Source organism: Limnobaculum xujianqingii (assembly GCF_013394855.1).
In the GTDB taxonomy this organism is placed as follows: Bacteria; Pseudomonadota; Gammaproteobacteria; order Enterobacterales; family Enterobacteriaceae; genus Limnobaculum; species Limnobaculum xujianqingii.
This window is the reverse complement of record NZ_JABMLK010000002.1, coordinates 1,032,010-1,047,626: the sequence shown is the minus strand read 5'-3', so window position 1 is coordinate 1,047,626 and position 15,617 is coordinate 1,032,010. Positions and strand designations below refer to the sequence as shown.

General features: G+C 46.2%; 9 protein-coding genes and 1 pseudogene. 5 read left to right on the top strand and 5 right to left on the bottom strand.

Annotated elements, in window-relative coordinates:
• Positions 1-592: 592 nt before the first annotated feature.
• Positions 593-4,567 carry a trifunctional transcriptional regulator/proline dehydrogenase/L-glutamate gamma-semialdehyde dehydrogenase gene (gene putA / locus GOL65_RS18800; protein WP_140917988.1) on the top strand — a complete coding sequence of 1,325 codons (3,975 nt, stop codon included), beginning with the start codon at positions 593-595 and terminating at the stop codon, positions 4,565-4,567.
• 51 nt (positions 4,568-4,618) lie between these two features.
• On the opposite strand, the gene rcnR is transcribed toward putA, so the two are convergent.
• Positions 4,619-4,891 carry a Ni(II)/Co(II)-binding transcriptional repressor RcnR gene (gene rcnR, locus GOL65_RS18795; RefSeq protein ID WP_179038495.1) on the bottom strand — a complete coding sequence of 91 codons (273 nt, stop codon included), beginning with the start codon at positions 4,889-4,891 and terminating at the stop codon, positions 4,619-4,621.
• 125 nt (positions 4,892-5,016) lie between these two features.
• On the opposite strand from rcnR, the gene GOL65_RS18790 reads away from it, so the two are divergent.
• Together GOL65_RS18790 and GOL65_RS18785 are read left to right on the top strand one after the other, a co-directional pair.
• Positions 5,017-6,117 carry a nickel/cobalt efflux protein RcnA gene (locus GOL65_RS18790; protein ID WP_140917990.1) on the top strand — a complete coding sequence of 367 codons (1,101 nt, stop codon included), beginning with the start codon at positions 5,017-5,019 and terminating at the stop codon, positions 6,115-6,117.
• Positions 6,118-6,268: 151 nt separating this feature from the next.
• Positions 6,269-7,024: an IclR family transcriptional regulator gene (locus tag GOL65_RS18785; protein WP_140917991.1), complete on the top strand. Its 756-nt coding sequence runs from the start codon at positions 6,269-6,271 to the stop codon at positions 7,022-7,024.
• A 106-nt stretch (positions 7,025-7,130) separates the two neighbouring features.
• On the opposite strand, the gene GOL65_RS18780 is transcribed toward GOL65_RS18785, so the two are convergent.
• The 3 genes and pseudogenes from GOL65_RS18780 to GOL65_RS18770 all read right to left on the bottom strand — a co-directional run bounded on the left by GOL65_RS18780 (position 7,131) and on the right by GOL65_RS18770 (position 11,185).
• Entirely contained in the window at positions 7,131-8,051 is a 921-nt protein-coding gene (locus GOL65_RS18780; protein ID WP_140917992.1) for a dihydrodipicolinate synthase family protein, read from the bottom strand.
• Between the two features lie 105 nt (positions 8,052-8,156).
• Positions 8,157-9,871, bottom strand: a pseudogene (ilvD, locus tag GOL65_RS18775) (dihydroxy-acid dehydratase).
• Between the two features lie 42 nt (positions 9,872-9,913).
• Positions 9,914-11,185 carry an MFS transporter gene (locus GOL65_RS18770; RefSeq protein ID WP_140917993.1) on the bottom strand — a complete coding sequence of 424 codons (1,272 nt, stop codon included), beginning with the start codon at positions 11,183-11,185 and terminating at the stop codon, positions 9,914-9,916.
• Between the two features lie 313 nt (positions 11,186-11,498).
• Between GOL65_RS18770 and GOL65_RS18765 the strand changes: the two genes are divergently transcribed.
• Positions 11,499-12,599, top strand: coding sequence for a glycerol dehydrogenase (locus tag GOL65_RS18765; protein WP_140917994.1), 1,101 nt, complete (start codon positions 11,499-11,501; stop codon positions 12,597-12,599).
• A 295-nt stretch (positions 12,600-12,894) separates the two neighbouring features.
• On the opposite strand, the gene GOL65_RS18760 is transcribed toward GOL65_RS18765, so the two are convergent.
• Positions 12,895-13,635, bottom strand: a complete 741-nt coding sequence (locus GOL65_RS18760; protein WP_140917995.1) for a hypothetical protein — start codon at positions 13,633-13,635, stop codon at positions 12,895-12,897.
• A 277-nt stretch (positions 13,636-13,912) separates the two neighbouring features.
• On the opposite strand from GOL65_RS18760, the gene GOL65_RS18755 reads away from it, so the two are divergent.
• Entirely contained in the window at positions 13,913-15,511 is a 1,599-nt protein-coding gene (locus GOL65_RS18755; protein WP_140917996.1) for an ABC-F family ATPase, read from the top strand.
• The last annotated feature ends 106 nt before the right edge of the window (positions 15,512-15,617 follow it).

Genomic DNA, 15,617 nt, shown 5'->3' with positions numbered 1-15,617 from the left:
CACTGTTACGGGTGGCTCTTAGCTGGTTCTGATTAAACAGAAGCGGGCCGAAACTATCCCGAAACCTCACCACTGCCAGAAGACGGCGCGCGTGATATAGATTAAAACGTGAATTTAAAGTGTCACCTGTAATTCAGTACGTCTTACAATCCTAGCCAGCAAAATAAAACATTAACAATATAATTAACAATTAAATTACATTTATGTTACAACGGATCACATTTATAAAATTATTACTCCGTCTGCAACAAAATTTCCTGCCAAACCATAATGCGCAAAAGCCCGAAATTATCCATATCTTATCAATGGATTACAAGTTTCTGTCATATATTCCAAAAAATAGCGTTTAAATAGAATTATTCACCATCATGGATCGAGATCACATAATAGGTGCAACCATATTAAAACAAAGTTGCAACATTGAGGTTTTACTGCCTATTCTCAGTGAGCGGCAATTTTTCAATTCAGCATAACCATTTATCTATTTTCGATGTTTTATGCTTCTTTCATTCTGAGTTATTCAGCGACATGAGATGAAGGAAGCTTAGTGATAACCACCTGATTTTTTGATGACAGGCGTAGAGGAAACAAAATGGGAATGACCACCATGGGCGTCAAGCTGGATGAAGCGACACGCGACCGAATAAAAAAAGCGGCCCAAACCCTGGACCGTACTCCTCATTGGTTGATTAAACAGGCTATCTTCAATTATTTAGAGCAGTTGGAACAGGGTAATATCCCTTTCGAGCTGTCAGCCAATGAGCAAGACAATCGGCAAGATGACGATACTCTGCCTGAGCCAGAACCCGAGCAAGCCTGCCAGCCTTTTCTGGAGTTTGCTGAAAACGTGCAACCTCAGTCCGTTAACCGTGCCGCCATCACTGCTGCCTACCGCACGCCGGAAACCGAAATTATTCCACGCCTGTTAGAACAAGCACGTCTGAACGCCGATCAAAGTAATGCGGCACACCAACTCGCTTATAAACTTGCTGAAAAGCTACGCGGGCAGAAAACCGCCATTGGCCGTGCCGGTATGGTTCAAGGATTATTACAAGAATTTTCACTCTCCTCTTCTGAAGGCGTGGCGTTAATGTGTCTGGCTGAGGCGCTACTGCGTATTCCGGATAAAGCCACTCGTGACGCACTTATCAGAGATAAAATCAGTAACGGTAACTGGCACTCCCATTTGGGACAAAGTCCTTCTCTGTTTGTTAATGCTGCTACCTGGGGACTACTGTTAACCGGAAAACTGGTTTCCACCCATAACGAATCCCAACTCTCTTCATCCCTTAATCGAATTATCAGCAAGAGTGGTGAACCGCTTATCCGCAAAGGGGTGGATATGGCGATGCGTCTGATGGGGGAACAGTTTGTTACCGGTGAAACCATTTCTGAAGCCTTAGCCAATGCCCATAAGCAAGAAGATAAAGGTTTCCGTTACTCCTATGACATGCTGGGTGAGGCGGCGCTCACCGAAGCCGATGCTCAACGTTATCTGTTTTCTTACCAACAGGCGATCCATGCAATCGGTAAAGCGGCCAATGGTCGCGGTGTTTACGAAGGCCCGGGGATCTCGATTAAACTGTCAGCACTCCACCCGCGCTACAGCCGGGCACAATATGAACGGGTAATGAGTGAACTCTATCCTCGCCTGCTGGAACTGACGCTATTAGCGCGTCAATATGACATTGGTTTGAATATTGATGCTGAAGAAGCCGACCGGCTGGAAATCTCGTTAGACTTACTGGAAAAACTCTGTTTTGAACCCCGCCTGGCTAACTGGAACGGCATCGGCTTTGTGGTTCAGGCCTATCAGAAACGTTGCCCGTATGTGATTGACTATCTGATCGATCTGGCTCATCGCAGTCAGCACCGTCTGATGATTCGTTTAGTCAAAGGCGCCTACTGGGACAGCGAAATCAAACGCGCACAAATCGACGGGCTTGAAGGCTATCCGGTGTATACCCGCAAAGTGTATACCGATATTTCCTATCTGGCCTGCGCGCGTAAACTGTTGGCGGTACCGGAGGCTATTTATCCGCAATTTGCTACCCATAATGCTCATACTCTGGCAGCGGTTTACCATCTGGCAGGCCACAACTATTACCCTGGTCAGTATGAATTCCAATGCCTGCACGGTATGGGTGAACCACTCTACTATCACGTAGTTGGTAAACACAGCGACGGTAAGTTACAGCGCCCTTGCCGTATTTATGCGCCAGTGGGTACTCATGAAACTCTGCTGGCTTATCTGGTTCGTCGCCTGTTGGAGAACGGTGCCAATACCTCTTTTGTTAACCGTATTGCCGACCACAGCATTACCCTTGATGAACTGGTGGCCGATCCGGTTAAAGTGATTGAAGCTCAATCCGTAGCGGAAGGTGAGCTGGGCAAACCCCACGCTAAAATTCCATTGCCACGCAACCTGTATGGCAACGTACGTTTGAATTCTAATGGGTTAGATCTTTCCAATGAACAGCGTCTGGCCTCTCTGTCATCTGCACTGTTGGCGGGGGCTTCCCACTCCTGGTGTGCAGAGCCAATGATTGATGGTGAAGCCAGCAGTGATATAGCAGCAGAAAAAGTGTTCAATCCGGCAGATCATCGTGACTGCGTTGGGCGGGTTAAACAGGCAACAGAACAGGATGTCGAACAGGCGCTTAACAGCGCCGTAAACTTCGCACCTATCTGGTCAGCAACGCCGTCTGAGCAACGTGCAGAACTGTTAAACCGTACCGCATCTTTGATGGAAAATCAGCTTCAACCGCTGATTGGCCTGTTGGTCAGAGAAGCCGGCAAAACCGTAAGTAATGCCATTTCTGAAGTGCGTGAAGCCATCGACTTTCTGCGCTATTACGCCGAACTGGTACAGCATGACTTTAGTAATGAAACCCATCGCCCATTAGGCCCGGTGGTATGTATTAGCCCGTGGAACTTCCCGCTGGCTATTTTTACCGGTCAGGTTGCTGCCGCACTGGCTGCCGGTAACACCGTATTGGCTAAACCGGCAGAGCAAACGCCATTAATTGCCGCTCAGGCTATTCGCCTGATGCATCAGGCAGGTATTCCTGTCGGAGCCGTTCAACTGCTGCCCGGTAAAGGTGAAACTATTGGTGCCAAACTGGTTAATGACAAACGTATTCGCGGCGTAATGTTCACTGGTTCAACCGAAGTGGCGATGACGTTACAACGTAACATATCCGGAAGGCTTGATACTTTAGGTCATACTATTCCGTTAATTGCCGAAACTGGCGGTTTAAATACCATGATTGTTGACTCCTCTGCTCTGACAGAACAGGTGGTTAACGATGTGGTTGCTTCCGCTTTCGATAGTGCCGGACAGCGCTGCTCTGCCCTACGTATTCTATGCCTTCAGGAAGAGATCGCTGACAAAACTATTACCATGCTGAAAGGGGCAATGAGTGAATGCAAAATGGGAAATCCTGACTGTTTATCAACAGATATCGGTCCGGTGATTGATGCTCAGGCAAAAGAGAATATTGAACAACATATTCGAACCATGCATTCTAAAGGCCGTAAAGTCTATCAGTCATCATTTGACTGTATTCCAGATAATAATCAGCTGACAAAAGGCACCTTTGTACAGCCAACCCTGATTGAACTGGAGAGCCTCGACGAGCTGACCAGAGAGGTCTTTGGTCCTGTTTTGCATGTAGTGCGTTATCAGCGCGAAAATGTAGCTCAGTTAATTGAACAAATTAACGCGGCGGGTTACGGATTAACCATGGGTATTCACACCCGCATCGATGAGACCATCGCTCAAATTACCGAGCGGGCAGCCGTGGGTAACCTGTATGTAAACCGTAATATTGTTGGTGCTGTGGTTGGCGTTCAACCGTTTGGTGGTGAGGGCTTATCCGGTACCGGGCCTAAAGCCGGTGGCCCGCTCTATCTTTATCGCCTGCTCTCCCATCGCCCGGATGATGCCATTACTAAAGCGCTATCCCGCAGCGATCGGGAGCGTCTGGTGGATACTCGCACCAAAGAAATGTTATTGCAGCCACTGAATACCTTTAAAGAATGGGCGCTAAAGAAAGAGAATCGTCCACTGGCGGCCCTGTGTGACAGCTATGCTAACTATTCACAGGCAGGAACCATCCGCCTGTTAACCGGCCCTACCGGTGAACGCAATAGTTATGCCTTAATGCCTCGCCATCGTATTTTGTGTTTACATCACGAAGAGCATGATGCGCTAATTCAACTGGCAGCCGTTCTGGCCTGCGGTTCTAAGGTGTTGTGGGTAGATCATAATTTTACCCGTTCATTACACAAAAACCTGCCAGAGCAGGTTCAGTCACAAATTGGTTTTGTTGCCGACTGGCACAATACCGAAGTGGCGTTCGATGGTGTGCTTTACCACGGTGATAGCGACAAATTACAGCTCATCAGTGAGCAAATCGCCCGACGTGAAGGACCTATATTATCAGTACAGGGTTTCGCCCATGGGGATACCAACATCTTATTGGAACGTTTGATACTGGAACGAGCGCTAAGTATTAATACTGCTGCAGCCGGTGGTAATGCCAGTTTAATGACCATTGGTTGATAAGACTACCGGGTTTAGCCGAAACTAAGCCCGGTATTTAACAATGGATATCTATTTGATATAGGTAGTTAATACTTTTAATACCACATCCAAATCGTTTTCCCGCTGGGTAACATCATCCTGATGTACTACATGTTCAGTCAAATGCCCTTTGATTACTTCGCGCATCAAACCGTTAACCGCACCTCTGATAGCTGCTATTTGTTGAAGAACATCAGCACATTCATGGTCTCTGTCGAGCATGTTTTTAAGTGCAGTTACCTGCCCCTGGATCTTACTGGCTCTGGCCTTCAGCTTATCTTTGTCCCGAATAGTATGTGACACAGTCAATCTCCACTTTCACTATCTCTTATTGCTGTTATAGCACCAACACATACTGGGGGGTAGTATTTTATACTGGGGGGGAGTAGAATTTGAAAACTCGCTATTTACCATCCAGAGTTATTCTCATGACAGATTTTACCGCCTTATTACAGCAGGGTAATGCCTGGTTTTTCATACCCAGCGCAATTCTATTGGGTGCACTTCACGGACTTGAGCCTGGTCATTCAAAAACCATGATGGCAGCATTCATCATTGCGATTAAAGGTACCGTTCGCCAGGCTATTATGCTGGGATTAGCGGCCACAGTTTCACATACGGCCATTGTGTGGCTTATCGCTTTTGGCGGCATGTATATCAGTAATAAATTTACAGCCGAATCGGTAGAACCCTGGCTGCAAATGATTTCAGCAGCGATCATTCTGACTACTGCAGTGTGGATGATCTGGAGAACCTGGCGCGGTGAGAAATTGTGGCAACTGGAACAAGGTCATCATCATTCTCATGATGAAACTCGTATAATCGAAACCACAGAAGGAAGTATCGAACTCTCCATTGATGAGGAAGGAACAGGTCCCTATTGGCGTTTGCGTACCCTTGGTGGAACACCATGGAAAGTGCATCATTTATCTCTGATAACCGAACGCGAATTCGGTGATTCTCAAACCTTTTGGTTTGAAGAACAAAATGGAGATATGTTATCTACCCTTCCCATACCTGAGCCACATGACTTTCAGGTACGCCTAACCTACTCTCCCGATAATGACACGCAGGAATATTCGCTTGAATTTCATGAACATGACCACCATCACTCAACACCAGATGGTTTAGATGACAGCTCACAAGAGTATCAGGATGCCCATGCGCTGGCCCACGCCAATGATATTAAACGTCGTTTTATTACCGCTAAAGTGACCAACTTTCAGATTTTACTTTTTGGTCTGACCGGAGGATTAATTCCCTGTCCTGCCGCAATTACTGTTTTACTAATTTGTATCCAGTTAAAAGCACTAACGCTGGGTGCAACGCTGGTTGTTTGCTTTAGCATCGGGCTGGCACTTACTCTGGTTAGCGTTGGTGTCGGTGCTGCCATCAGTATTCATCAGGCCGCTAAGCGTTGGAGTGGTTTTAACAGCATTGCGCGAAGAGCACCTTATCTATCCGGTATGTTAATTTTCGCGGTTGGTATTTATATGGGGATACATGGTTATAGTGCATTGCACCACTGATCGGTTAACCATAAAACAGACATGGGAAACAGTAGTCATATCCCTTTGATTCTCATGTCTGTTTTATTTAATTCCATATACTGGTTATACTATAGGCTACTCTGAATTCTGTTCAGCTCCTTTAAACAATGCCTATTGTATAAGTGCCGCGATGAAAACAATCACTACACAAATTCCTGCGCTGGATAAAGTTGTTCGTATTTGTGACTTTTTATCTGATAAAAATGGTGCCACCTTTAGCCAAATTTATCAGGGAGTTGGCATTGCAAAAAGCAGTACATCTTCTTTACTCAACGGCATGGTAGCCCACGGTCTGTTGCGTCAGGACAATGATAAATACTATCTTGGCCTGCGATTGTATGAGCTTGGTAATAAGGCCGTTGAGCAATATGACATCAAAAAAATCGCGTTACCGGTGCTGACTGCGTTGCGTGATAAAACTAATTTGACCTGCCATTTAGGGGTGTTGCAAGGATCATCACCTATCTATCTGACTAAACTGGAAAGCCCACAGGCAATTATTATCCGCAGTTGGGAAGGTAAACGTTTGTCGCTGTATAGCTCTGGCCTGGGTAAAGCGCTGATGGCTCATTTAAGCGATGAAGAAGTAGATGCTCTTTTGCCTGAAGATAAAATTCTCACCCGTATCACTGATACCACCATTACCGACATTAATGTGCTGAAAGCTGAACTGGCAGAAATTCGTGTGCGTGGGTGGGCCTATGATAATGAAGAGGATAGTCAGGGCGTTCGCTGTATTGCCGTTCCGGTGCTCAACTCTCAAGGCAAAGCCATTGCCGCTATCAGTACCTCCGGCGTAGCCTTCCAAATCCCGGACGATAAGCGAGAGTACCTGGCATCTTTGGTGATGGAAGCCGGACAGCAGCTGGCTCAACAGCTAAAATAACCTGAATAACGCTCCCCAATAACGCTTTCCAAAAAAACATCAGACCTTCGCCGGTAAGCGAAAGTCTGATTGCTTTCTCAATAACAGTTTTTACTACAGAGAAGAACTAGCGATCCTGATGTGCTACTCCGGAAAAAGTTAACACCTTGATCAGTTGCTGCTTTTTCTCTTCCGATAATTTTTGCACTGGTGCTAAAACGTCGGTGGAAATATTCAATCCGCAAAGTTTAATTGCTTGTTTAATCACGCCAAAGAACGGCGTTTCTAAGCTGTATACCGTTGATAATCGTGATAGCTGACGCTGTAGCTCAAACATGGTTTCATAATCTTTCGCTTTAAACGCCCGATAGATTCCACAAGTAATCTGAGCGGCAAAGTTAGAGGTTGCCGGAATCGCGCCATTACCGCCCATAATCAGGGTATCCATCATATATTCATCGTAGCCAGAGAACACCACAAAGTTCGGACGAATCGGACGCACCTGATTAATCACCTCACGTACATGACTAATATTATCCACGGTATCCTTAATACCGATAATATTACTCACCTCTTTTACCAGACGGGCAATTAAATTCACGCTGATATCCTGACCGGTTAACGCAGGGAAGTTATACAGAATAACCGGGGAACGAATGCTCTCTGCTACAGTACGGAAATGGTTATACATATACTCATCGTTAAGTAATGCATAGTAAGGGTTTAGTACCAGTACTGCATCCACGCCTAACTTATCCGCATGCAGACCAAACTCAATCACTTCCTGAGTACTCGGACTACTAATGCCCAATAATACAGGTACCCGACCGGCAATATGTTTTACCGCAAACTCAGCCACTTCAAAACGCTGTGCTTTTGGCATATGGCAAAACTCACCGCCGCTGCCAAGGATCAGCATGCCATCTACGCCATCATTGACTAATTTATCAATCAGCGCACCCATTCCCACGGTGTCCAGTCGTCCATCCGCATGAAAAATCGTCGGCACCGGAGGAAAAACGCCTCTAAACTTATTCAGGTCAGTCATTGTATTATCCTGTCTTATCGCTAATGAATTACATCTCTATTACTTTGCTTCCATCACCTTTTACAGTGACGGAAGCCTTACTTACCCAGCCACTTTGGTAGAGGCTTAACTGGTATAAGCACCAGCCATTAACGAAGCCGCACGCTGGGTGAACTGCTTATACACACCCTTACGGTGGGAATAGTCCGGACGTACCCACTTAGCCTGACGTTCCGCCATAACGACTTCAATCTGCTCTGGGGTTTTATGTTCACCATTAATACCAACGATATTCAGCTTACGGGCCGGCACATCCATTTCGATTAAATCGCCATCTTCCACCAGCGCAATTGGCCCACCGTCAGCCGCTTCAGGTGAAACATGTCCCACACACGGACCGCTGGTAGCTCCGGAGAAACGACCATCGGTAATCAGTGCCACTCGCCCATCCAGGCGGTTGTCATATACAATGGCATCAGTAGTCATCAGCATTTCCGGTGCGCCAGAACCTTTCGGTCCTTCGTAGCGAATAAACAGCACATCCCCCGGATTCACCCGGTTATGAATGATTGCCTGCTGTGCATCTTCCTCTGAGTTGAACACTTTGGCCGGGCCCACGTGCTGATGCATATCGGCACGACAGGCGGCATATTTGATAACTGCACCATCTGGCGCAATATTGCCTTTAAGAATGGCGATGGAACCCTTCTTGGTGGCTGACTCCGGCTTTCTAATCACTTCTTCTGGTTTCACTTTATGGTTAGCCAGATAGCCTTGATTACGTTCGAAGAATCCTGATTGCTGTAGCATATCCAGGTTATCTCCCAGTGAACGTCCCGTTACCGTCATGACGTCCAGATCCAGTTTGTCGCGCAGTAACCATTGAATCATTGGTACACCACCGGCAAACCAGAACAACTCAGTGACGTACTCGCCACTTGGTTGAATGTTGGTGAGATAAGGAATGTCATGGTTGATGCGGTCAAAAATTTCCGGCTTAAGTTCCCAGCCAACTCATGAGCAATGGCTGGTAAATGAATCAGCGCATTGGTACTACCGCCAATAGCCGCGTGTACTTTAATCGCGTTCTCAAACGCCGCTGGCGTTAATATTTTTGCTGAGGTGATGTTCTTTTCCGCCAGATACATCGCCTGATGTCCTGCCGCACGAGCAACCCGGCGGATCTCTGACATAGTGGAAGGCATGATTGCACTACCCGGCAACGCCATACCTAAGGCTTCCGACATGCACTGCATGGTGCTGGCGGTTCCCATAAACTGACAGGCACCGGCAGTAGGACAGCCGCACTGCTGATGCGCTTCCACCTGCTTCACACTAATCTCACCTTTCTTCAGCTTAGCCGTCAGACCGCCTAAATCAGAAGTACTCATATTCGGAGCCGGACGCATAGAACCGCCGGGAATATGAATCAATGGCATATCCAGACGAGCGGCAGCAATCAAATGGGCCGGAACTGATTTGTCACAGCTGGAAATCAACACGGCACCGTCATAAGGCACCACGGATGCATGAATCTCCACCATATTGGCAATCGCTTCCCGCGAGGCCAAAATGTAGTTCATACCATCATGCCCCTGCCCCCAACCATCACATATATCGGTAACATGATGACGTACTGCACGGCCGCCGCTTTCATGAACACCCAGCATGGTTTCATAACCCAGCTCATTAAGATGAAAACTTCCCGGATGGCTTTCGCCATAACAGTCATCAATCAACACCTGAGGCTTTTGAGTATCTTCTTTGCTGTAGTTCATTCCCATTCGCAGTGCATCCAACTGCGACCATAAATCACGTGCGCCTTGGCATTTCTGTTTCATTTTGAGATTCCTTTATTTATTAATTCATCACGACATTACTAATTATTTCTTCAGCGGCCGGGCGGTAATCGCTGGCAGCGTAAACAATAGGAAGACGGCTATCATTAAAGCGGCAACCAGTACAAACATGCCTGCTGTTTGGCTAACGGTCATGGTTAACAGACCCACCAGATATGGACCAATAAATCCGCCCAGATTACCCAGTGCGTTTATAGTGCCACGCACACCGCCTAATACATTGGATGGGAACAGCAGTGGTGGAAGAGTCCAGAATGGGCCGGCATAAGCCTGCAAGAAGAAGCCACACAGCACCATTACGCCATAAGAAAGCCAGATACTCTCTTTCAGCAACAGAGAAAGGGTTAAACAAACAGCAAAACCAACCAGAGGAATCGCGGTATACAGGCGACGGTTCATGGTTTTATCACACCATTTGGCGATATAGTATTGACCGAAGATACACAGCACATAAGGCGCAGCGGTCAACATGCCCACCATAGTCATACCGCTACCCGTCAGGTTTTTAATCAGATTAGGCATCCACAGTGCGAAGCCATAGAATCCGACCTGAACAAAGAAATAGATACCAATCAGTTTCCAGAGGTTTGGACTACGAATGATGGTACTGATGCTGGCTTTATCATCAATGGAAGCTCCCATACGATCTTCTTCCAGCTTTTTCTCTATCCACTCACGTTCCCGTGGATCCAGCCATTTCGCCTGATGAGGATGATCAGATACCAGTGGCATCCAGACAAACAGCAGTGCCAGTGATAATACCCCTTCAATGATGAACATTTCACGCCAGCCGTGCAGCTCAATTAGCCAGCCAGACAGTGGACCTGTGATAATCGAGGCAACCGCCAGGTTCATCTGGAAAAAGGCAATGGCTCTGGCCCGCTCTTCGTTAGGAAACCAGTGACCAATTAATGCCAGAATGGCCGGGTACACCCCACCTTCAGCAACCCCGAGAATAAAACGGATAATTAATAGCTGAGTCGGGTTTTGCACAAAGCCGGTTAGCAGGGCAAATCCTCCCCAGGCGACAATCGTCCAGGCAATAAACTTCTTGGCGCTATAGCGTTCTGCAATATGACCGCCGGGTATTTGCAGGAAGATATAACCAATAAAAAATATTCCTGCCACCAGTCCGGCGAACGATGCCGTCATGCCTAAGTCTTTATCCATACCACCGGCAATACCGATTGCGATATTGGTTCGGTCCATATAAGCCACGATATAGACCAAAATGGTTGCCGGAATGATATGCATCCAGCGCCCTTTAGGAATAGGTTTACTTGAATCTGTGCTCATTACTATGTTCCTTGGTTCAACCGCTAAATGATAAAAAAACGTGAGTACGTTAGTTGTTTGTTATTCATTGTTACGCAATTTGTTCTGTATATAGAACAAACATTCAATATACAGAACAATATTCCTCGTGCTGTATAAAAGAGTCAATGGGGTAAATTGTCAAAGTTGAATATCTGTGAGCTGACGCAACTTTCATCATTCTGAAGTTGACGAAGAATAATTTCAGGAAGAACATACTTACATACAGAACATTAGTTCCATATAAAGAACAAAAAGCATTGGTAACCATTTTTATCACTATTAAGGAGCTAAAATGATTACTACTGCTATTTTCCCCGGTCGCTATGTACAAGGTTCCGGGGCTGTTGAGAAATGTTTGGGTGATGAGTTATCACGTTTAGGCCAGAAGGCTTTAATTCTGCAAGATCCCGTCGTTCATCAAAAGCTGGGCAGTGATATTGCTAAAGCGCTGGAAGGTAAAATCGCCTGTCAGGTTGAGGTATTTAACAGCGAATGTTCTGATGAAGAGATCGATCGTATTTCGGCATTAGCACAAAACTATGGTGCTGAGGTGATTGTTGGTATTGGCGGTGGGAAAACGCTGGATACCGCTAAAGCAACCGGCGCATTCCTTAAATTACCTATTGCTATTGTCCCTACGCTGGCCTCTACCGATGCACCCTGTAGCTCTTTAGTGGTGATTTACACTCAGGAAGGAAAATTCAAGCGTTATATGATGATCCCTCGTAACCCTGATGTGGTACTGGTTGATTCAAAAATTATCGCACAGGCACCGGTACGTTTTCTGGTCTCTGGTATTGGCGATGCGCTGGCAACCTGGTTTGAAGCAGAAGATTGCCGCATAAAAATGGCAGGCAATATGACTGGCCGCCCTGGCCCTATGTCAGCTTATGGTCTGGCACGTTTATGTTATGACACTTTGTTGCAATATGGTGTGTTGGCAAAATCCGCCTGCGAACAACAGCAGGTCACTCCGGCACTGGAACACGTTATTGAAGCTAATACCCTGCTCTCCGGATTAGGTTTCGAAAGTGGCGGTCTGGCTGCGGCACACGCTATTCATAATGGATTAACCGTGTTGCCACAAACTCACAGCTACTGGCACGGCGAGAAAGTCGCCTTTGGCACACTGGCAATGCTAATGCTCACCGACCGGGAACCCGAAGTGATTAATACGGTGTATAACTTCTGCCGTGATGTCGGACTGCCAACTACGCTGGAAGATATCGGACTAAAACAGGTCAGCGATGACGATTTGATGAAAGTAGCTGAAGCCTCATGCAGTCATGGAGAAACCATCCATAACGAACCACATGAGATTACCCCCGAAAATGTACTGGCGGCGTTAAGGGCGGCTGACGCCGAGGGACAAAGACGTAAACGGTTCGCCTGATATAAGATAAAAGCAAAATAGCCCGCATCGCGGGCTATTTTATTAAAACAACATTTAAAAACTTAATCGTTGGGAGAGACTACCGTTGGGGTCGACTTGGCGTAAGCCAACGAAGCGCCCCTAGGCAGGCTAGGCCCAACGCACTCTGGGCTTAAGTACAGATTGTTTCCCGGCCGAGCACAGTGCTGATATATACATATAGTTTTTACGGCCGGAATATTCACTGAAACCAACAAATACACCAGCATTCTCATACCACAACTACAGACTACTTCATTAAGTAAAAAATCCAGCATTACCCCAGCGCCTTCAACTCCTGATTCACTTTCGTCAGCCATTCTTTATGCATTTTACGATAGTGCGGTTTAGCGCGGCGGGCCATAACGGCAATGGTTTCCAGCTGATGTTTAGCTTCCAGCTTATCGCCCTTCTCGACCAGTAACTGGTAATAACGAAAACGCGCTTCTGGTCCGGTGTAGTACTCAACCAATACTCTGAATTCATCTTCTGCTTTATCAAGATCGCCGATTTGCTGTAGCGATCTGGCATACAGCAAATGACCATCCTGAGAGCGATAATCAGGATTAGCATCAATTAATATTTCCAGAGTTTTCTGACAGGAGACCGGATCGTTATTATCAAACTGTGCCTGAGCCAGCTTAATTAAAATATCGGGGTCCTGAACGAAGATGCCGGTTAAGGCTTTTTGATAATTTGTCGCCGCTTCCTGCGCTCTGCCAATACGTAACAGCTCATCCGCTAAACGCACATAGTTTTGACTGGTTTCAGTAATCACCAGTTCATCACGCAGCATACGCACATGACGCTCCGGATCCATTTTATCCTGAGCTTTGCCTATCAGCCGTTTTCCATCGCGACTGCCTAACAGGTCCGGTAATAAAATTGCCAGTGCATATACCGCACAACCAATACCCGGTAAACCAATGATAAGATATAACCAATAACGTTCCTGCCCGGTTTTCACCACGTGAACGCCACACATGATTTGAATAAGTACAACCAGAATGACCGGCATTTCAGCACTCCCTGCCAAAAATAAAATAATAGCTATAATCGGTGCATCATATTGCTGAGACCGCTGTCTGACAATGGGTTCAGTAGATAAACACAATAAAATAATAAAATATGAAATTAATTGATGCCCCTTTTTCTATTTATAGAATTTAATTATTCCTTGTTATAAATACTCCAAAAATATGCAGAAAAAATAGTCTGCTCACAGGGATGCCTAAACGACCGCAATCTGTGGCATAATGTGCCTAATATCACACTTTCAACTATGAGTATTCGTCTTGTTAATTAGCAATAATATTACTATGCAGTTTGGCTCCAAGCCGCTGTTTGAAAACATTTCGGTCAAATTTGGCGGCGGTAATCGCTACGGTTTAATTGGTGCTAACGGTAGTGGTAAATCCACCTTTATGAAGATTCTGGGTGGAGACTTAGCCCCTTCTGGCGGTAACGTATTCCTCGATCCAAACGAACGCTTAGGTAAACTGAAACAAGATCAGTTCGCCTATGAAGAGTACAGTGTGCTGGATACCGTGATTATGGGCCACTCTGAACTTTGGCAAGTCAAAGAAGAGCGTGACCGCATCTATAATCTGCCAGAAATGAGTGAAGAAGATGGGTTAAAAGTTGCCGATCAGGAAGTTCAATACGGTGAGATGGATGGATATACTGCGGAGTCCCGTGCCGGTGAACTGTTATTAGGTGTCGGTATTCCGGTAGAACAGCACTATGGCCCAATGAGCGAAGTCGCTCCCGGCTGGAAACTGCGGGTATTACTGGCTCAGGCTCTATTTGCCGATCCGGATATTCTGCTGCTCGACGAACCAACCAACAACCTGGATATTGATACCATTCGCTGGTTGGAACAAACGCTGAACGACCGTAACAGCACCATGATCATCATTTCCCATGACCGTCACTTTCTGAATATGGTATGTACCCACATGGCCGATTTGGACTACGGTGAACTTCGTGTCTATCCGGGTAACTATGATGAGTATATGACCGCTTCAACTCAGGCTCGCGAGCGTCTGCTGGCAGACAATGCTAAGAAAAAAGCTCAGATTAACGAACTGCAATCTTTCGTTAGCCGCTTTAGTGCCAACGCCTCAAAATCTCGTCAGGCCACATCCCGTGCACGTCAAATAGATAAGATTCAGTTGGAAGAAGTGAAGGCTTCCAGCCGTCAGAATCCATTTATCCGTTTTGAACAGGATAAGAAACTATTCCGTAATGCGCTAGAAGTGGAAAACCTGTCAAAAGGTTATGACGGTAACGCCCCACTGTTCAAAAACATCAATATGATGCTGGAAGTGGGTGAAAAAGTTGCGGTACTGGGTACCAACGGCGTGGGTAAAACTACCCTGCTGAAAACCTTAATGGGTGAACTAACGCCAGATTCAGGACGCCTGAAATGGTCTGAAAACGCCAGCATTGGTTATTATGCTCAGGATCACGCCTCTGATTTTGAAATCGATATGACCGTGTTTGACTGGATGAGCCTGTGGATGCAGCCTAACGATGATGAACAATCGGTACGCAGCGTATTAGGTCGTCTGTTGTTCTCTCAGGACGATATCAAGAAGTCGATCAAAGTTCTGTCCGGTGGTGAAAAAGGCCGCATGCTGTTTGGTAAACTGATGATGACTCGTCCTAACATTCTGATTATGGACGAACCAACCAACCACCTGGATATGGAATCTATCGAATCACTGAATATGGCGCTGGAGCTGTATCAGGGAACGCTGATTTTCGTCTCTCACGACCGTGAATTTGTTAGCTCACTGGCAACACGTATCATCGAAATTACACCAGAGAAAGTCACCGACTTCAGCGGTAATTATGATGATTACTTGCGTAGTCAGGGAATTAATAACTGATTAGTCTGTACACAATAATAAAGGCCACCAACAATTTATGTTCGTGGCCTTTTTGATTACTATTACATAGCATCAATGGATATTCCGGTCGTAAAATCTACGTACC

What these genes read in the sequence shown, in the direction of transcription:
- putA (WP_140917988.1), top strand. Translation starts at nt 593, where the DNA reads ATGGGAATGACCACCATGGGCGTCAAGCTGGATGAAGCGACACGCGAC.
- GOL65_RS18790 (WP_140917990.1), top strand. Translation starts at nt 5,017, where the DNA reads ATGACAGATTTTACCGCCTTATTACAGCAGGGTAATGCCTGGTTTTTC.
- GOL65_RS18785 (WP_140917991.1), top strand. Translation starts at nt 6,269, where the DNA reads ATGAAAACAATCACTACACAAATTCCTGCGCTGGATAAAGTTGTTCGT.
- GOL65_RS18780 (WP_140917992.1), bottom strand. Translation starts at nt 8,051, where the DNA reads ATGACTGACCTGAATAAGTTTAGAGGCGTTTTTCCTCCGGTGCCGACG.
- GOL65_RS18770 (WP_140917993.1), bottom strand. Translation starts at nt 11,185, where the DNA reads ATGAGCACAGATTCAAGTAAACCTATTCCTAAAGGGCGCTGGATGCAT.
- GOL65_RS18765 (WP_140917994.1), top strand. Translation starts at nt 11,499, where the DNA reads ATGATTACTACTGCTATTTTCCCCGGTCGCTATGTACAAGGTTCCGGG.
- GOL65_RS18760 (WP_140917995.1), bottom strand. Translation starts at nt 13,635, where the DNA reads ATGCCGGTCATTCTGGTTGTACTTATTCAAATCATGTGTGGCGTTCAC.